The sequence below is a fragment of the Flavobacterium endoglycinae genome (assembly GCF_017352115.1).
Taxonomy (GTDB): Bacteria; Bacteroidota; Bacteroidia; order Flavobacteriales; family Flavobacteriaceae; genus Flavobacterium; species Flavobacterium endoglycinae.
In genome coordinates, this window is sequence record NZ_CP071448.1 from 3391878 (window position 1) to 3410103 (window position 18226).

Consider the following 18226-nt stretch of genomic DNA (forward strand, 5'->3'; position numbering starts at 1 on the left):
CAAGTTTGTGTGAACCTGAAACTTGAAACCTGAGATAAAAATAACTTATTTTAATTTATGCTTTGTTTTGTTTTCTTTTTCTCCAGAAGAATTCTCCAACAAAGTAAAGAGCAAGAGCAATTAAGAAATATTTGAAATATGACTGAGGCTGCCCTTCACCATCAACAGTTGTGAATACTCTGTTCCAGCGGATTTTATTAATGCCTTTTCCGTTAGTGTCCCAGCTCATCCAAATGAAAACGGGCTTTCCTACAATATGATTTTCTGGAACATAACCCCAATAACGGCTGTCTTCTGAGTTATGACGGTTGTCTCCCATCATCCAGTAATAGTTCTGTTTGAAGGTGTATGTGTTTGTTTCTTTTCCGTTGATTAAGAATTTAGAACCTTTTAATTCTAGGGTATTTCCTTCGTAGTTAGTTATAATTTCTTTGTAAAAAGGAAGTGATTCGTTGGTTAACGCAACAGTTTTTCCTTCCTGCGGAATATAAATCGGACCAAAATTATCCTGATTCCATTTATTGATATGAGGGAAAATTCTATTGTCGTTCGTTCTGTCGATTATTCTTGTAACAGAACTAACGCCAGGAGTGTTTTTAAAACGTTCTGCGCTGGCTTCTGTTAAAGCTCCTAGTACAAGTGTATCTCTTTTTTGATCGTCTAAAAAATAACCGCCATCTGTAATGTCTAATTCTTTAATTAGAGATTGTAAATCAACTGGTGTTTTTCCGTCAAATGCAATTTTGTATGAATACTGTGGTTTTGCTCTTTCTGGTAAAATTAACTTTGCACCGTTAATGAAAACAAATCCATCTTTTATAGATAAGCTGTCTCCAGGAATACCCACACATCTTTTTACATAGTTTGATTTCTTGTCGATAGGTTTTATTACTCCTGGTCTTCCTTTTGGTTCAAAAAAGTAATGTACCGTATCAACAGGCCAGTTAAACACTACAATATCATTTCGTTTGATATGTTCGAACGCAGGAAGTCTGAAGTATGGCAATTGTGGCCAGCTTAAATATGATTTTCTTTTTGTTAACGGAATAGAATCATGAACCATTGGTAATGCCACTGTAGTCATTGGTACTCTTGGTCCGTAGTTAACTTTACTCACAAATAAGAAATCTCCAATTAATAATGATTTTTCTAATGAAGAAGTTGGAATGGTGTAAGGCTGAATAACATAAGTGTGTACCAAAGTAGCTACGATAATAGCAAAAAGTAAAGAACTTACTGTGTCGGCAGCTTTGTTTTCAGGTTTTAATTCTCGGTTAGCATTGTATTCTAATTTTTGTGTATAGTTTACGTAATAGATGTAAAAACCAAGGGTGAAAATTCCAAGAATAGTATCTAAAGTTGATTTTTTACCAAAAGTTCTAAGTGTTTCAACCCAAACAACTGGAAACATAATCAAGTTAATAATTGGAATGAAAAGCAACAATGTCCACCAAGTTGGACGGCCGATGATTTTCATTAAAACAATTGCATTGTAAACAGGAATTGCGGCTTCCCAGCTTTTTCTTCCTGCTGCCTGATATAGTTTCCAAGTTCCTAAAAAGTGAATTACTTGTACCGCTAGGAAAAATACGAACCAAAGATATAGTGTCATAATATTGTATTTTAAGTTTCAAATTCAAGATTTAATAATCTGGAATTTTAGTCGATTTATTGTAAGTTTAGAACATCTTTCATAGTGAAAATCCCTTGTTTTCCTGCCAGCCATTCTGCAGCGATAACAGCGCCAAGAGCAAATCCCTCACGGTTGTGAGCAGTATGTTTGATTTCGATGCTGTCAATAGGAGAGTCGTAAGTTACCGTGTGAGTGCCTGGAACTTCGCCAATTCTTTTTGCTTCAATATGAATCTGATTGTTTTTTGCTTCTTCTAAAGTCCATTCAGCATAATTGCTATTTTCGATTACACCTTGTGCCAAAGATATAGCCGTGCCGCTTGGAGCATCCAGTTTATGAATGTGGTGAATTTCTTCCATTGAAACTTTATAAGAATCAAATTGGCTCATGATTTTGGCTAAATATTCATTTAATCCAAAGAAAATATTTACTCCTAAACTGAAGTTTGAGCTAGAGATAAAACCTCCTTTTTTCTCGTTGCAAAGAGCAATCATTTCGTCATAATGTTCTAACCATCCAGTTGTTCCTGAAACTACTGGAACATTAGAATTGAAACAAGCAGAAATATTGCTTACTGCTGCAGTAGGAACGCTGAAATCGATGGCAACATCGGCAGTTGAAAGTCCGTCGTAGGTGTTGAATTCATCCTTTTTCAGGACAATTTCATGACCTCTTTCCAGAGCAATTCTTTCGATTACTTTACCCATTTTTCCGTATCCTAAAAGCGCAATTTTCATTTTGTATTATTGTTTGTGAATTTTAAACAGAAAAACTCTGCTTAAAAACGATAGTTAAAAGTTAGTCCAACGTTTGGTTTAAATGTTACATCTGCCGGATAAATTTCCGGACGCATTGATAGTCTTTCGTTTACATTAAATTGAAGTAATGCCGCATCAACATTGGCATCGATAATGTTTAAAACGTAAAAACCAACAACAAATAAGGCAGATAAATCCCTGTTTCTCTGATAAAATTTTTGACCAGCAATTAATCGGCTGTCATCAAGAAACTGATAATTATCGTCGTTATAGCCTTCTAATCTTCGTTTGTAGGCATCGCGATAATCATGGTATTTTTTATTGTTGTCAATGTAGAAATATAAACTGGTTCCGATTGCTCCATACACAAGCGGGATTTTCCAGTATTTTTTATTGTATGCCTGACCTAAACCAGGCAATATAGCAGAATAGAATGCTGCTTTTGCTGGTGTCAGCGGGTCTATCTCCTGCAATGCAGTAGTGTCTTTTACGACCAAAACCGTGTCTTTTTTTACCTGGGCAAAAAGAGATACGGTTCCTATGAGAAAGAACAATAAACTTATGGGGACAATTTTATTCACTATCCGTTAATTAATTTTATAATTCGGTTAAAGTCGGCCTCAGAATTAAATGGAATAGTAATTTTTCCTTTTCCGTTGCCAGCGACTTTAATATCAACTTTCGAACCAAAATAGTCGTTGAAAGTATTTTTTTGAGTTTCTCTCACTACAAATGCAGAATCTGCTTTAGGTTTTCCCTCGGCTTTTGGCTGCTGTCCTTCGTGATAATTTTTAACTAAAGCTTCGGTTTCACGAACAGATAAATTCTGGCTTACGATTTTTTGATAGATATCTGTCTGCACATCTAAATCTTCAATATTGATAATCGCACGACCGTGTCCCATACTGATGAAGCCATCACGAATACCTGTCTGGATAATCGGATCTAGTTTTAAAAGACGTAAGTAGTTAGAAATTGTTGAACGTTTTTTTCCAACGCGCTCGCTCATCTGTTCTTGTGTTAATTGGATTTCGTCAATTAAACGCTGGTAAGAAAGAGCAATCTCGATTGGGTCTAAATCATGACGCTGGATGTTTTCAACCAATGCCATAACCAATGACTCATTGTCATTAGCAATACGAATGTATGCCGGAACATGAGTTAAGCCAATTAAAGTAGAAGCACGTAAACGACGCTCTCCAGAAATTAACTGGTATTTATTAAAGTCTAATTTTCGAACAGTAATAGGTTGAATTACACCAAGTTCTTTAATAGAAGTGGCTAACTCACGTAATGATTCTTCATTAAAATTGCTTCTAGGCTGAAACGGATTTATTTCGATAGCACTTATTTCAAGCTCAATAATATTTCCAACAACCTTATCGGCATTTTTGTCTTCTACCGATTTAATGTCGTTTTCTGGATCTTTTAATAATGCTGATAATCCTCTTCCTAAGGCTTGTTTTTTAATTGCTTTTGTCATAAAAACTATTTACTGTTTTTCTTTATAATTTCCTGAGCTAGATTAATATAGTTTACGGCACCTTTGCTTGTAGCATCATAATTAATGATACTTTCACCAAAACTTGGAGCTTCACTTAATTTTACATTTCGCTGAATTACAGTATCAAAAACCATATCGTTGAAGTGTTTTTGAACCTCTTCAACAACCTGATTAGATAAACGTAATCTTGAATCGTACATTGTTAATAATAAACCTTCAATGTCAAGATCTGGGTTGTGTATTTTTTGAATACTCTTTATAGTGTTCAATAATTTCCCTAATCCTTCAAGTGCAAAATATTCACACTGAATAGGAATTACTACTGAATCTGCAGCTGTTAAAGCATTCAGGGTTAACAAACCAAGAGATGGCGCACAGTCAATAATGATATAATCATATTCTTGTTTTGCTTCTTCTAATGCTTTTTTAAGCATGTACTCGCGGTTTTCTTTGTCAACCAACTCAATTTCGATCGCAACAAGGTCAATGTGAGCAGGGATCACGTCAACATTTGGCGATGTGCATTTTAAAATGGCTTCTTTTGGTGTTACAGTATGTTCAAGAATTTGGTAGGTTCCTGTTTCAACTGTTTCAACGTCAATGCCCAGACCAGATGTAGCATTGGCCTGTGGATCAGCGTCGATCAACAATACTTTTTTTTCTAAAACACCTAATGAGGCAGCAAGATTTACTGATGTAGTAGTCTTTCCAACGCCTCCTTTTTGATTAGCAATAGCAATGATTTTGCCCATTTATTTTCTGAATTTTGAACCGTAAAAATACAATTATTTATGGTTTTTGAAAATCTATTTTGTTAACATTTATGAAACTTCGCTTAATCGTTGTTTCATGGGTCTTCCGCAGAAATTAATTTTAGTAATAAATAGAATAACCTTTCAAAATTTAAGGAAACGAGTTTCTGTTTTTACATAAAAAAGCAATAGAACTCGTTTTGTTTTTGAAAATATGCTTTCTTTTTTTATTTTAAAATTTCGATGGTTACGTACACTAAACCACTTTTTTTATTGGATGCAATTTCCATAAAAGCTCGTTTGCTCAGATCAATTTCTCTTCCTTTTACAAAAGGACCTCTGTCTGTAATTTCAACAATAACAGATTTATTATTTATCTCGTTGGTTACTTTTAATCTGGTTCCGAAAGGAAATTTTTTGTGAGCGGCGGTCAAATCATTGTTATTGAATCTTTTTCCGCTGGCTGTTTTTCTTCCATTAAATTTATCATGGTAATACGAAGCGTGGGCGTCTTTCTTATAAGGTATGACTTTTACAATTGAACTGCAGGAGTCTGCTGGGGTTTCATTTTTTTGCGAAAAACAGGCGGCGGAAAATAATACGGCGATGAATAGTGCAATTTCTTTCATAATTTGAATTCTTTAATCCGCAAAAAAAAGACACCATAAAAAAATAAATGTATTCAAAACGGTTTATTTGTGTTATAAAAAGCCAAAATCATGAGGCTTTGTATAGTTTTTGATAAGAAAATTGAAAATAGAAATCGAGAGGCAGGTTAAAGTTTATTGCTATTTTAGGCTTCCTAAAAAATTACTAGTAATAGAAACTATCAAACCAAAAAATCAAGATTCTTATGAGTAAAAAAGTGATTTCGGTATTTACAGCATTTTTGTTTATGCTGATTCTATGCAGTTTTGTTTCGCCTTTTTCATCCAATGAAAAAATAGAAGGGAATAAAATAGAACGCAAAATTGTTTATAATAAAAAGAAACATGCCATCATATTGTCATGGGGGGCTTTCGGGACTTCTGGAAATTATATAATTACAAGAGGTGGAAGCCGCTTGGCAACCGATTTTGTATCAGTAGGTTCTACTTCTAAACTAAGCTTTACAGATAATAAACCTAATACAGACAAATACGAGAACTATTATAAAGTTACTCGTAACAATATAACGATTGTAATTTCTCTAGAAAATCAGATTTTTGGCGATAATATGTATTTCTATGACAGAAAACATGAAAAAGCAGAAACGGCGAGAAACGATATAAATTCCCAATTTGGAGCAATTGGTTTAGGAGGGGCAAATGGCGAGTGGACTACAAAACGTCAGGCTTATTATTTCAAACCAAATGTTAACGGGCAAACGTATGATGTTGGCGGTTCAGGTTCTGCGTCATCGGCGGAAGCCAATTCAATTGAATTAGGGTTTTATTCTCATATTGGAGGACTGGGAAAAGTGCCTTCAGATGTTAAACTGGGAGCGATATTCACGAGACCTCATCTTTCGGGGGGAGCAAATGCTACTTGTACGTTTTGGCGTTCTGTGGAAAATGTAGAAGTGATGCGTGATTTTTCGTGGACAGTTTCTCAGTCAACAAGTGCACGAAGATTATCAATTGACGGGACTTCAAAATATATTTCGGATATTGGGAGTACTAATTTTTGGGGAAGCGGCGGTTTTATTGCCGATACTCATTATACATCAACGAGACCAAACTGGGGTGGACAACAGCAATGGTATACCAGAAATACTATTTTTCCTTCAGGTTCAGGAACTATGGGAGGTTCGTACAATATGGTTTGGCAGGGTTGTGTAAATCCTCCGCAGGCAGATGATGTAAATTCGCCAGTAGCAACAACTCCAATTATCAAAGAAAAACCGTTTCTTTTTATAGACAGCGATGGAGAATATAAAGTATTTGTTCCGGCTTGGCAGAAAGATAGAATAGGGACATCATGGACATCAAAAGATATGGGGCAGGGAAAAGTTCAGGATTTACTTACTCAATGGTATATAACTAAAGAAGGAGATACCGATGTTGAAATTAATGCGGCGCTTAAAGCGGGCAAAAATATATTTTTTACACCGGGGCATTATGCATTGAATGCACCTATTCAGGTTAACCGAAAAGATGCTATACTTTTAGGAGCTGGTATCGCTTCGGTAACTTTGGAACCAACTGATAAAAATACTTGGGGATGTATTTATGCTGATGATAAAGACGGAATTGTTATCGCTGGACTTTTAATGGATTCGTTTAATAGTACAACCTATCAGGTTAGAATTGGTAATGAAGGAGCAAATGCAGATCATTCTTCAGATCCTATTCTGCTCACAGATATTACTTGCCGAGTAGGTGGAGTTCAGTCGAAAAATATACAGATACAAACAGCGATGCAGATAAATAGTAATAATGTTGTAGGTGATCACTTCTGGTTGTGGCGTGCCGATCATGGTTCGCAGAAAGGCGGCGATTTACGTTGGATAAGAGACAGATGTAAAAACGGACTTATTGTTACAGGAAAAGATGTTACACTTTATGCTTTGTTTGTAGAACACTTTCAAGAATATGAAGTTTTATGGTTAGGGGAACGAGGCAGAACGTTTTTCTTTCAAAACGAACCTCCATACGATGCTCCAAACCAAGCAGCATGGAGTAGTCAAGGAGGGAAAGTGAATGGTTATGCGGCATTTAAAGTAGCCAATTCTGTAAAAGAACATCATACAATAGGAATGGGATCTTATGCGGTTTTTACAGGAACGGACGGAAATGTGAACAAGAAAAACGGTTTTGAAATACCCAATAGTCCGGATGTAAAATTGGAAAAGATGTGTATTACTCGTTTTGCTGGATCTGGTAATATTCAGAATGTTGTAAATGGTGTTGGGGGAAACACAGTGACTGGTGCAAAACGCGTTGCTTTATACAATAATGGAGAAGGAACACAGCCTTTTGATGAGGAATTTACACTGCCAAATCGTGAATCGTATCCTGCTTATATAAGTATGGAGAAATAAGAAGATCATTTTTTTTTTTGCCACGAATTCACGAATTATTTTTTTTAAATCTTTGCTGTTATTTTTTCGAATTAAGTCGAATAATATTAGTAGAAGTATTTAAAAGAAAAATTGAGAATTGCTTCGCCAGTTGGCTATCGCTAGGGTCGTGGCGAATACTATTTGTTTCGTTTCTGCTTTGGTTGGAACATAGTCAATGGTTTCGACCGTTGTGTTGTTAGTTTTTTGCCACGAATTCACGAATTATTTTTTTTAAATCTTTGCTGTTATTTTTTCGAATTAAGTCGAATACTATTAGATGAAGTGTTTAAAAAGAAAATTCGTGAATTTGTGGCTATTTATTTCATTTTGACTTTGTTTGAGAAATAGCTCGCAAAGTCGCGAAGACGCAAAGTTTTACGTTTTAAGTTTAAAACAAAAAAAGTCTTTTCAAAAATGAAAAGACTTTTGTCGGGGTGGCAGGATTCGAACCTGCGGCCTCCTGCTCCCAAAGCAGGCGCGATAACCGGGCTACGCTACACCCCGAAGATGTTTTGTTGTACTGCCCGAAAGCGGATGCAAAGATATAAATAAATTTCGTTTACAAAAGGAAAAAATGAAAATAAATAAAACTTATTTTGAGATAGTTATTTAGGATTTATTTTCGGCGTTATTTTTTATAATAAAGTTTACATTTGCATCTCTTAAAAACAATACACATTATGTCAGATACAATCGAAAAAATTAAATGCCTTATTATCGGTTCTGGACCTGCGGGTTATACTGCAGCTATTTATGCGGCCAGAGCAAATATGAATCCGGTTTTATATCAAGGAATGCAGCCGGGAGGTCAGTTAACTACCACTAATGAAGTAGAAAATTTTCCAGGATACGTTGATGGTGTTACAGGACCAGAAATGATGGTTCAATTACAAGAACAAGCAAAACGTTTTGGTGCTGATATTCGTGATGGATGGGCTACAAAGGTTGATTTCTCTGGAGATATTCATAAAGTTTGGATTAACGATTCAATCGAATTGCACTGTGAAACAGTTATTATTTCTACAGGAGCATCTGCAAAATATTTAGGATTACCATCAGAACAACATTATTTAAATATGGGAGGTGGAGTTTCTGCGTGCGCTGTGTGTGATGGATTCTTCTACAGAAACCAAGATGTTGTAATCGTTGGAGCTGGAGATTCTGCTTGTGAAGAAGCACATTACTTATCTAAACTTTGTAAAAAAGTAACGATGTTAGTAAGAAGCGAAAAATTCAGAGCTTCTAAAATTATGGAAGAACGTGTTCGTAAAACAGAAAACATCGAAATTTTAATGAATCACGATACTGTTGAAGTTCTTGGAGACAACAACGTAGTACACGCTATTAAAGCTTTAAATAAAACTACAGGAGAAGTTGTCGAAATTCCTGCAACAGGTTTCTTCGTAGCAATTGGACACAAACCAAATACTGATATCTTTAAAGATTATATTACTTTAGACGAAACAGGTTATATCGTTAATATTCCAGGGACCTCTAAAACAAATGTTGAAGGTGTTTTCGTAGCAGGAGATGCAGCTGATAATGTATACCGTCAGGCTATTACTGCTGCAGGTACAGGATGTATGGCCGCTTTGGATGCTGAAAGATATTTAGCTTCTAAAGAGTAATTTTTTTTAGTCGCAGTTTTTAGTTTTCAGTCGCAGTATTCAAGTCACAGTGACAGTTTTCAGGTTATATAAAAAAGTCCCAATCAATTAAGATTGGGACTTTTTGTAATATTTTCAGACTGTGACTCAGCACTCAACACTGAATACTAAAACCCGCGACTTATTTAATCTTCTTAAACAACTTAGCCTCTTCAGAAAAGCGAGTTAATTGAATTGCTGCATTTCCGTATAACGAAAGTTCTGCTTTATCTCCCACTGCTATTGAAACTGTTGTATCGGCTAAAATACTTCCCACAGCATTGTTTTCAGCTGTAATATTGGCATCTTTCAATGTGAATTTTACTCCTGTAAAAATTGAGTTATTATCTAAACGAATGGTCGCTTTTTCAGCAATTCCTTCGATAGCAGCAGTTGCTTTTTGGTACAAGTCGCATTTAAATTTAATTGCAGAAACTAGTGTTTTGATAGATGAATATTTGCTCAATTGTAAATTTCCGTCATCTGCTTTCAGGTTTAATTCCGTTTTAGATTTGTCATCACCAATTAAGTTGAATTTTTTAGCGTTTACATTTAAATATAATCGTGAAAAATCAAAACTACTGAATGTGATATCGTCTAACTGAAGTTCTTGAATAGCGTAAATTTTAGCTTCATTTTTTGCAATTACTTTATTAAATGTACCGGTATAAGTAACATGAACAGCTAGTTTTTTGAAAATCGTACTTTCTTTCGAAGTATAAATTCTCAATATATTTTCTCTTAAATCAAAAGCGATGATGTCGTGTAAGTTGTCATCGGCTTCAATTTTAATTTCGTTTTTGTCTCCTTTTACTAAATAAACTTCTAGATTGTCATCTGCTTCAAGTCCATTAAAACTTCCAACATCTTTAATAGATGTGGTTACGATTTTAGATCCCTTTATTTTTTCTCGTTTTTGAGCAAAGGTGAATGTGGTCACTAAAAGTAATAAAAGCAGGGCTGTATTTTTTCTCATTATTCTTAATTTGATTTTAGCAAATATAAAAAAATCATCCACTTTAGATGAATGATTTCTTTTATATTTAGCGCTTTCGGTGTATTAACCTTCGCTGACACTTCCTCCTGAACTTGAGTTTCTGTTAATAGTTTTAGGCACATTATTGTAATTAATGTTTCCACCGCTGCTTGCTTCTGCTTTTAGGCTTAAAATAGGGTGGACTTTAACTACTGAACCACTAGAAGCTTCGGCATCCACATCATTGGCTAATAATTGTCCGGCTTCTATAGAAGAACCACTAGACGCTGATGTTTTAATTTTTAAAGCTTTACCTTTAATATTAATTGAACTTCCACTACTTGTATGACAAGAAATATTATCAGATTCCACTTCTACATTCATCGAAGCAGCGCTTGAAGTTTCTAGTTCAATATCTTCTCCATGAATTGTATTCTGACTTTGAACGCTAGCCGCACTAGAGGCTTCGATTTTACCAATAGTAGGCAATTTTACGGTTACTTTTTTCTTTGTGATGTTGCGGAAAGAAGAGAATTTGCATTTAATAATCAAAGTGCCATTTTCTACTTTTGTAATGATTTCTTTTTGAAGATTATCATCGGCTTCTACTTTAATTTCTACCGAATCAGATTGCTGAACTACTAAGTCTATAGCGTTGCTTACTTCGATATTTTTAAAATCTCCCTGAACAATTCTTTTTTCAGTCGTCACATTGCCGCTTCCTTCAATCGAATTCATGTTGAAGTTACACGATGCAAATAATAATGCGGTAATCGTTGCAATTATAAATTTCGTAATATGAATGATTATTTTTATCATGGTTTAGTTAATTTTAATTATAACTCCGTTTTTATCTGTGGTTAGTTTGCCTTTCGTTTTTTTACCGTTTAGAACTTCTTTTCCGTTTATTTTGATAGAAACTTCTTTTACAGTATCGTTTTCAATTACATTTTCTTCGGTATTGTAGTCTTCATCTTGATCCCCATCATGATTTTCATTCTCATCTGTTGGACAGTTTAGACATTTTACTTTTGATCCGATAACTTTATAGTTGTAATCTCCATTGTAATTCAGATTAAAAAAATCGTCATCATAATTAAAGTAATCTCTAACAGAGCTGTCTGGTTTAAGTAATTGTCCTTCTGGCAGATATAAATAGATGTCAACTTCTTGTCCTCTGAATTTATTTTTAACATCTGTCAGAAAATAATTATCCAAAATTAAATGATTTCCATTAATCTGAAACTTATAAGTAATTTTTTCTGCTCTTTTTTTAGCATTTGTAAAAGAATTTCCTCTTGCACTTTTTTCGATCTGAATGAATGGTGATGCTTCATCTGTATGTAAAACATGTAAGCGAACATCGTTAGAATAAATTAATTCATTGTTGGCAGAATCCTGTACAAATTCAAATTCTCTGTAATGATTTAAGCTTTTAGCGTAGTAATCACTGTATCTAAATTTTACATATAAAGTATCTGTTGGCTTAATGCTGAAAGATCTTTTTTCGATGATTTTATTGTCGTGTGAAATTTCAGTTGCCTGTTTAATTCCGATGCTTACTAAAATAGCAATCGCAATAATCCAAATAGCTAAAAGTGTGTATTTTGTAATGTTTCCAATTGATTTTAAGTTTGGAGATAACAATTTAAAACCTAAAAGTGTTAAGAAGAAAAACGGAATCCCAACCGCAAAAAACATTAACAAACCGAATGACCAAAGAGGATATTCTGTAAAGTTTCCTGCTTCAATAAAATTCTGCCAAGGAAATTCAACAAAAATGTTAGTTCCTAAAGTAAAAACTCCCACTAAGAGCATTATTAAAGTCGAAATCCCTGCGATGATTAATACAACTCCTAAAAATTTAGCAAAGATTTTAAAAACCGTCATGACAAAGTCTCCAAATGAACTACTTATTCTCTCAGCTCCCGACTTTACTTGGTTTCCCATTTTGTCATAATCTGCATTTTTGAATTTTTCAGATAATGAATCAATTTCTTCGCGTACTTTTTTTTCGATATTCGAAATAGTTACCGGTTCTCCTGTCATTTCTAGTTTTTCAGACGTTGTAACGGCTTCAGGTGTTACCACCCAAAGCACGAAGTAAGCCAAAATACCAGTTCCAAATCCTGCGAAAACAAAGATTAAGAATACGATTTTAATCCACACAGCGTCTATTCCGAAATAATGTGCAAGACCCGTTGCAACACCTCCAATCATACCGTTTTCTTTGTCACGGTATAATTTTTTGTGACTTCTTGAATTATAGTTTTTAAAAGACTGATTAGTGTTTTCTTCGTCTTCAAGTCTGTAATCTTCCGGTTGTCCCATAACCGCAATCACTTCATCTACATCTTTTAGTCCAACAACATGTTTGTCGCTTTTTTGTTTTTCTGTTAAAAGTTCAGAAACACGCATTTCGATGTCTTTAATGATTTCGTCTTGTCCAGATGAATTGTTAAGTGATCGTTTTATAGCGTCAAAATAGCGTGACAATTTTAAATATGCATCTTCATCAATGTGAAAAGACATACCGCCTAAGTTAATATTTACTGTTTTGTTCATGACTTATTGATTTTGATTGGTGATTAGTTTTACGGCATCTGATAATTCTGTCCAGGTTCCGCTAAGTTCGTTTAAAAATGTTTGTCCTATTTCGGTTAATCCATAATATTTTCGAGGTGGTCCAGATGTTGATTCTTCCCAGCGATAATTAAGTAAACCGTCGTTTTTCAATCTAGTTAAAAGCGGGTAAACAGTTCCCTCAACAACTAGTAATTTCGCATTTTTTAAAGTGTCTAATATTTCAGATGTGTATGCGTCTTTTTCTTTTAAAACAGATAAGATGCAAAACTCAAGAACACCTTTGCGCATCTGTGCTTTTGTGTTTTCAATGTTCATAATTTCATTTCGTTTTTTTTTGATTGAACAATTCGTTTTTTGATTGATGATGATTTGATTGATGATTGATTGTTGTCGAATTTATTCTGTTAGAATTAGTTCGTATAACATATAACTTTTAACCTTTTTGCTGACTACTTTATAAAAGGAATCGTAAGCGGATATTTGTATAATTCTCCGTTTGAAGCTTTTATAGAAGCATAGATTACTAAAAAGAACTCAACAAATTTTAGAAGTCCGAAAAGTATAACAGCAGTTATTCCAACGCTTAAAAGTCCAATGTTACCTTCAAAATTGAAATTTGTAATTTCAAAATCGTGATCGTTAAAAACAGCTTCGATTGGCAGGTTTTGCAAAAACACAGTAAAGAAAACCGGAACCGCGATTAATGCCAAAATTAAAGTGTAAAGCAATAAGCTTAACTGAAAATTTAAAGCCTGTTTTCCGTGGTGGTTTACAAATTCTGATTTGTCTTTGTAGCTCGACCAGATGATGATTGGAAAAATATAATTTCCAAACGGAATTACATATTGGCTTAATGTACTTAAATGTGTGAATGCCGAAGTATTCTTTTCTGATGTCTTTTCCATGATGAGTGGTGTTGTTGTTTCCATGATTAAAAGTATATAGTATTTTCTTATGCAAATATATGTTCAAAAAACAGTATCTTGTTTTACATAGTACCAAATATTAACAAAAATTTAACAAAATTAGAATTTGAAAAGCAACTGTAAATATTTGAAAATCATTGCTAAGTACTGTGTTTACTGATGGTTTTATAAAGTAGCATCAATTTATTGTGCGTGCATAGTTTTTTTGTATTTTTACATAAAAAATATATCAAATGGCAATTTCTGTATCGAAACTCAACAAATTTGTATTGTTCAAATTACCATCGGCGTACTTTTGTGGTGTACGTGTAAAAGCAATTGATAAAGACAGATGCGTCGTAAGTGTCAAACATAGATGGATTAATCAAAATCCTTTTAATTCTATGTATTTTGCTGTTCAGGCTATGGCTGCCGAATTAACAACTGGTGCTTTGGTTATTTCTCAAATTCAAAAAAGCGGTAAAAAGATATCGATGCTGGTGGCCAACAACAAAGGAAACTTCACGAAAAAAGCAACTGGCAGAATTACATTTGTCTGCAATGACGGACATTTAATTGCCGATGCTATCAAAAAAACAATTGAAACAGGAGAAGGACAAACCTTTTGGATGAAGTCTATCGGAACAAACGAAGAAGGTGTTCAGGTTTCTGAAATGGATTTTGAATGGAGTATTCGTGTGAAATAAATTAAAATTTTAAAATACGTTGAAAGCCTGCTGTAAAAGCAGGCTTTTTTTATGTCTTAATGCTATTTTTTGTTTTAACTAACTGTATTTCAGTTTCTTTTGTTTTGTTGTTTTGCTGGTTGTTACGTTTTCTTTCGTACATTTATTTCAAAATTATTAAGTGAAGATTGTAATCATTCCGTTTTTCATTTCGTCTTCATGTGCCGATATTACTTTTATATTCAAAATAGAATCTATATTTGTAGGAAAAATACTCTTTTGTGTTTTTTGTGTCAAATAATTATTTCATTCAAAAAAAGAATATATGGAGGGAAAAAAACAAATATTTCAAACAGAGACTAAAAAACGTTGGAAAACATTTCAATGGTCCAGCCGACTTATTTTGTTTCTTCTTATTTTAATGGTTCCTATTTTTTATCTCACTTTAAAAAGAGGTTTAAAACCAGAACTACCGCTTTTAGCAAATAAATCAACCACAGGGAAAACCTTGGAAAATCCTATTGTGCCAAAAAAATTAAGCGTAAAAGAACTAAAAAAGTTTAAAGGTTTTGATTACTTTTTAAGATCAAAATCTAAAATAGAAAAGCTTGAAAAGCAGCACGAAATTCCTAAAACAGCAACTCAAATTCGAGCTGCTTTTTATGTTGATTGGGATCCTCAAAGTTTATTTTCGCTTAAAAAAAATATCAATAAACTCAATATGGTAGTTCCAGAATGGTTTTTTATTGATCCAAAAACTGATTTGCTGAAAACCGAAATTGATACCGCAGCGCTCAAGGTGATGAAAAAAGCGAAGGTAAAAATAGTTCCACTAATTAATAATATCAATGAATCACTGGGCGAAGGAGATTTTGATGGCGATTTAATTCATCGAATTCTACATGATAAGTCCAAAAAAGAAAGACTCATTAATGATATTGTAAAGGCTTTGGATCAATACAAATTACAGGGAATCAATATAGATTTTGAAGAATTTAAAGAAAACAGCGACCAGCCTATAATAGATTTTCAGAAAGAATTATATCAAAAACTGCATCCTCTGGGCTATTTGGTCTCTCAGGATATAATGGCCGGCGATGACGATTTTAATATCAAAGAATTGTCAAATTATAATGATTATATGTTTTTAATGGCTTACGATGAGCATTATGCAAGCAGTATTCCAGGTGAAGTGAGCAGCCAAAAATGGATTGAAAGGATTGTAGATAAAACGGCAAAGGAAATCCCATCAGACAAAATTATTCTTTGTTTTGCTGGTTATGGTTATGATTGGCAGGAAAAAGAGGAAGGTGAAACTATTACTTATGATCAAGCAATTGCGATAGCTAAACAGCATAATGCTTTTATAAAATTTGACAACAACAGTTATAATAATTCATTTCATTATACTGACGGCAATGGTAAAAAACATGAAGTGGATTTTGAAGATGCGGCAACTAATTTTAATACTATTCGATTTAGTGATGAATACGGTTTGGCAGGAACTGCTTTGTGGAGATTAGGAAGTGAAGATCAAAGACTTTGGAGTTATTATCAAAGGAGTTTAACCAATGAAAGTCTTAAGAAAAAACCTTTCGATTTTAAAGTAATGAAACGAGTTAATACTCGAATTGAAAGTCCGGCTTATATTGGCGATGGTGAAATATTGAATGTAATTGCCGACCCTGCGCCTGGAAAGATAGAATTGGAAATTGACAGAGATGAAACGATTATCACGGAACAAAAATATGTTGAATTACCCACCAAATACGTGATCAGTAAATTTGGAAATGTTAACAAACAAGTCATTTTAACTTTTGATGACGGACCAGATCCGTTGTACACGCCTCAGATTTTAGACATCTTAAAAAGGGAAAAAGTTCCAGCGGTATTTTTTGTTATTGGGATACAAGGAGAAAGCAATATTCCTTTGCTTCAAAGAATATATAATGAAGGCCACGAAATAGGAAATCATACTTTTACACATCCTAATATTGCTTTGGTAAGTCCAGAAAGAGCATCGGCTGAAATGGAAACCACACGATTGTTAATCGAAGCCGTTACAGGAAAGAGTACCGTTCTTTTTAGAGCACCTTATAATGCAGATTCAGAACCCACAACAGAAGCAGAACTGAAACCAATTGCTTTAAGTAAAGCGCAAAACTATTATACAGTTGGAGAAAGTATCGATCCAAATGACTGGGAAAAAGGTGTCAGTGCCGATTCGATTTACATCAGGACCATACAACAATATGAAGCCAATCCAGATAAAGGAATTATTCTGCTTCACGATGCGGGCGGAAATAGACAAGCAACTGTAGAAGCTCTGCCTCGAATTATTAAATATTTTAAAGACAAGAATATTCAGTTTACAACTGTTTCGCATTTACTGGGTAAACCAAAACAAGACATTATGCCTGAAGCAAAAGGACAGTTTGTTTCATTAGATAACTTAATTTTCGATTTCGGATATTGGTTTGGAAATTTTATTGCAGCAACATTTTGGGTGGCCATTTTTCTAGGTTTTCTGAGAATTACTTTAATGGCAGTAATGGCATTTGTAAAAAAATGGAAAGATCATAAACACCCGCCGGTTTATAAATCATCATTAAATGATTTCCCAAAAGTAAGCATCATTGTTCCAGCTTATAATGAAGAAATTAATGCCGTAAAAACGATTGAAAATTTACTATGTCAAGATTATTCTGATTATGATATTGTTTTTGTGGATGATGGATCGAAAGACAAAACATTTGAAATGATTAGAAATGCTTTTGAAAATAATCCAAAAGTAAAAGTCCACACAAAACCAAATGGAGGAAAAGCTTCGGCATTAAATTATGGAATTGAATTGACCGAAAGCGAATATGTAATTTGCATTGATGCTGATACGCAATTAAAAACCGATGCTGTTTCGCAATTAATGAAAGGATTTAGGATTCAGTTGAAAAATAATGAAGAAGTTGGTGCTGTTGCTGGAAATGTAAAAGTTGGAAACGAAAATACAATGCTTACCAAATGGCAGAGTATTGAATATACCACCGCACAAAATTTTGACAGAAGAGCTTTTGATTTAATCAACGGAATAACTGTCGTTCCAGGTGCAATTGGTGCATTTAAGAAAACAGCCATACAAAAAGCGGGAGGTTTTACAACAGATACTCTTGCAGAAGATTGCGATTTAACAATTCGTATTTTACGAAACGACTACCATATTATAAATTGTATTGAAGCAGTAGCGATAACAGAAGCTCCTGAGAGTTTAAAAGAATTTATGAAACAGCGTTTTCGCTGGAGTTATGGTGTTATGCAGGCTTTCTGGAAAAATAGAGATGCTTGTTTTAATCCGAGGTATAAAGGTTTGGGAATGGTGGCTCTGCCTAATATTTTGATTTTTCAGATTGTACTGCCCATTTTTGCACCTTTAGCGGATTTGGTTCTTATTTTAAGTCTCATCTGGAATCAAAATGATCCCGACAGCCTTCATAAAATTCTAATTTATTATATTGCTTTCATGCTGGTTGATATGCTGGTGAGTGTAATTGCTTTTCTTTTTGAAAAGGAAAAACTAACCAAATTAATATGGCTGATTCCGCAGCGATTTGTGTACCGACAATTAATGTATGTTATTTTATTTAGAGCATTAAGAAGAGCCATTAAAGGCGAAAGTCAAGGCTGGGGCGTACTCAAACGTACAGGAAATGTGGCAACCGTTAAGTGATCTTTTCGTGACAAAT

General features: G+C 34.0%; 15 protein-coding genes and 1 tRNA gene. 4 read left to right on the forward strand and 12 right to left on the reverse strand.

The window, feature by feature from the left end; genetic code table 11:
• Nucleotides 1-55: 55 nt before the first annotated feature.
• The 6 genes from lepB to J0383_RS15020 all read right to left on the reverse strand — a co-directional run bounded on the left by lepB (nt 56) and on the right by J0383_RS15020 (nt 5276).
• Nucleotides 56-1612, reverse strand: coding sequence for a signal peptidase I (lepB, locus tag J0383_RS14995; protein WP_207294818.1), 1557 nt, complete (start codon nt 1610-1612; stop codon nt 56-58).
• Nucleotides 1613-1668: 56 nt separating this feature from the next.
• A complete protein-coding gene (gene dapB, locus J0383_RS15000) occupies nt 1669-2370 on the reverse strand; it encodes a 4-hydroxy-tetrahydrodipicolinate reductase (protein WP_207294819.1) in 702 nt (233 codons plus the stop codon).
• Between the two features lie 41 nt (nt 2371-2411).
• A complete protein-coding gene (locus J0383_RS15005; protein ID WP_207294820.1) occupies nt 2412-2972 on the reverse strand; it encodes a DUF5683 domain-containing protein in 561 nt (186 codons plus the stop codon).
• On the reverse strand, nt 2972-3874 hold the full coding sequence (locus J0383_RS15010; protein WP_207294821.1) for a ParB/RepB/Spo0J family partition protein: 903 nt from the start codon (nt 3872-3874) through the stop codon (nt 2972-2974). The genes J0383_RS15005 and J0383_RS15010 overlap by 1 nt, the downstream gene beginning before the upstream one ends.
• Before the next feature lie 5 nt (nt 3875-3879).
• The gene (locus J0383_RS15015; protein WP_207294822.1) at nt 3880-4647 is read right to left on the reverse strand and encodes a ParA family protein; all 768 of its coding nucleotides are present in this window, start codon (nt 4645-4647) and stop codon (nt 3880-3882) included.
• 227 nt (nt 4648-4874) lie between these two features.
• Nucleotides 4875-5276: a septal ring lytic transglycosylase RlpA family protein gene (locus J0383_RS15020; protein WP_207294823.1), complete on the reverse strand. Its 402-nt coding sequence runs from the start codon at nt 5274-5276 to the stop codon at nt 4875-4877.
• 224 nt (nt 5277-5500) lie between these two features.
• Between J0383_RS15020 and J0383_RS15025 the strand changes: the two genes are divergently transcribed.
• Nucleotides 5501-7669 (forward strand): hypothetical protein, encoded by a 2169-nt coding sequence (locus tag J0383_RS15025; protein ID WP_207294824.1) that lies wholly within the window; start codon nt 5501-5503, stop codon nt 7667-7669.
• A 450-nt stretch (nt 7670-8119) separates the two neighbouring features.
• On the opposite strand, the gene J0383_RS15030 is transcribed toward J0383_RS15025, so the two are convergent.
• Nucleotides 8120-8194, reverse strand: a tRNA-Pro gene (locus tag J0383_RS15030).
• Between the two features lie 176 nt (nt 8195-8370).
• On the opposite strand from J0383_RS15030, the gene trxB reads away from it, so the two are divergent.
• Nucleotides 8371-9318: a thioredoxin-disulfide reductase gene (gene trxB, locus J0383_RS15035; RefSeq protein ID WP_207294825.1), complete on the forward strand. Its 948-nt coding sequence runs from the start codon at nt 8371-8373 to the stop codon at nt 9316-9318.
• Nucleotides 9319-9478: 160 nt separating this feature from the next.
• Here trxB and J0383_RS15040 read toward each other — a convergent pair whose 3' ends face one another.
• From J0383_RS15040 to J0383_RS15060, 5 genes are all read right to left on the reverse strand, one after another.
• The gene (locus J0383_RS15040; RefSeq protein WP_207294826.1) at nt 9479-10312 is read right to left on the reverse strand and encodes a GIN domain-containing protein; all 834 of its coding nucleotides are present in this window, start codon (nt 10310-10312) and stop codon (nt 9479-9481) included.
• Nucleotides 10313-10396: 84 nt separating this feature from the next.
• A complete protein-coding gene (locus J0383_RS15045) occupies nt 10397-11131 on the reverse strand; it encodes a head GIN domain-containing protein (protein ID WP_207294827.1) in 735 nt (244 codons plus the stop codon).
• 3 nt (nt 11132-11134) lie between these two features.
• The gene (locus tag J0383_RS15050; RefSeq protein ID WP_207294828.1) at nt 11135-12877 is read right to left on the reverse strand and encodes a PspC domain-containing protein; all 1743 of its coding nucleotides are present in this window, start codon (nt 12875-12877) and stop codon (nt 11135-11137) included.
• A 3-nt stretch (nt 12878-12880) separates the two neighbouring features.
• Nucleotides 12881-13213 carry a PadR family transcriptional regulator gene (locus tag J0383_RS15055; protein WP_017498072.1) on the reverse strand — a complete coding sequence of 111 codons (333 nt, stop codon included), beginning with the start codon at nt 13211-13213 and terminating at the stop codon, nt 12881-12883.
• 134 nt (nt 13214-13347) lie between these two features.
• On the reverse strand, nt 13348-13827 hold the full coding sequence (locus J0383_RS15060) for a DUF4870 domain-containing protein (RefSeq protein WP_239023077.1): 480 nt from the start codon (nt 13825-13827) through the stop codon (nt 13348-13350).
• A gap of 230 nt (nt 13828-14057) precedes the next feature.
• On the opposite strand from J0383_RS15060, the gene J0383_RS15065 reads away from it, so the two are divergent.
• Together J0383_RS15065 and J0383_RS15070 are read left to right on the forward strand one after the other, a co-directional pair.
• Nucleotides 14058-14510, forward strand: a complete 453-nt coding sequence (locus J0383_RS15065; protein WP_207294829.1) for a DUF4442 domain-containing protein — start codon at nt 14058-14060, stop codon at nt 14508-14510.
• Between the two features lie 304 nt (nt 14511-14814).
• Entirely contained in the window at nt 14815-18210 is a 3396-nt protein-coding gene (locus J0383_RS15070; protein WP_207294830.1) for a polysaccharide deacetylase family protein, read from the forward strand.
• The last annotated feature ends 16 nt before the right edge of the window (nt 18211-18226 follow it).

Coding starts and splice junctions, on each gene's coding strand:
- lepB (WP_207294818.1), bottom strand. CDS start 1,612: ATGACACTATATCTTTGGTTCGTATTTTTCCTAGCGGTACAAGTAATT.
- dapB (WP_207294819.1), bottom strand. CDS start 2,370: ATGAAAATTGCGCTTTTAGGATACGGAAAAATGGGTAAAGTAATCGAA.
- J0383_RS15010 (WP_207294821.1), bottom strand. CDS start 3,874: ATGACAAAAGCAATTAAAAAACAAGCCTTAGGAAGAGGATTATCAGCA.
- J0383_RS15015 (WP_207294822.1), bottom strand. CDS start 4,647: ATGGGCAAAATCATTGCTATTGCTAATCAAAAAGGAGGCGTTGGAAAG.
- J0383_RS15020 (WP_207294823.1), bottom strand. CDS start 5,276: ATGAAAGAAATTGCACTATTCATCGCCGTATTATTTTCCGCCGCCTGT.
- J0383_RS15025 (WP_207294824.1), top strand. CDS start 5,501: ATGAGTAAAAAAGTGATTTCGGTATTTACAGCATTTTTGTTTATGCTG.
- trxB (WP_207294825.1), top strand. CDS start 8,371: ATGTCAGATACAATCGAAAAAATTAAATGCCTTATTATCGGTTCTGGA.
- J0383_RS15040 (WP_207294826.1), bottom strand. CDS start 10,312: ATGAGAAAAAATACAGCCCTGCTTTTATTACTTTTAGTGACCACATTC.
- J0383_RS15045 (WP_207294827.1), bottom strand. CDS start 11,131: ATGATAAAAATAATCATTCATATTACGAAATTTATAATTGCAACGATT.
- J0383_RS15050 (WP_207294828.1), bottom strand. CDS start 12,877: ATGAACAAAACAGTAAATATTAACTTAGGCGGTATGTCTTTTCACATT.
- J0383_RS15055 (WP_017498072.1), bottom strand. CDS start 13,213: ATGAACATTGAAAACACAAAAGCACAGATGCGCAAAGGTGTTCTTGAG.
- J0383_RS15060 (WP_239023077.1), bottom strand. CDS start 13,827: ATGGAAACAACAACACCACTCATCATGGAAAAGACATCAGAAAAGAAT.
- J0383_RS15065 (WP_207294829.1), top strand. CDS start 14,058: ATGGCAATTTCTGTATCGAAACTCAACAAATTTGTATTGTTCAAATTA.
- J0383_RS15070 (WP_207294830.1), top strand. CDS start 14,815: ATGGAGGGAAAAAAACAAATATTTCAAACAGAGACTAAAAAACGTTGG.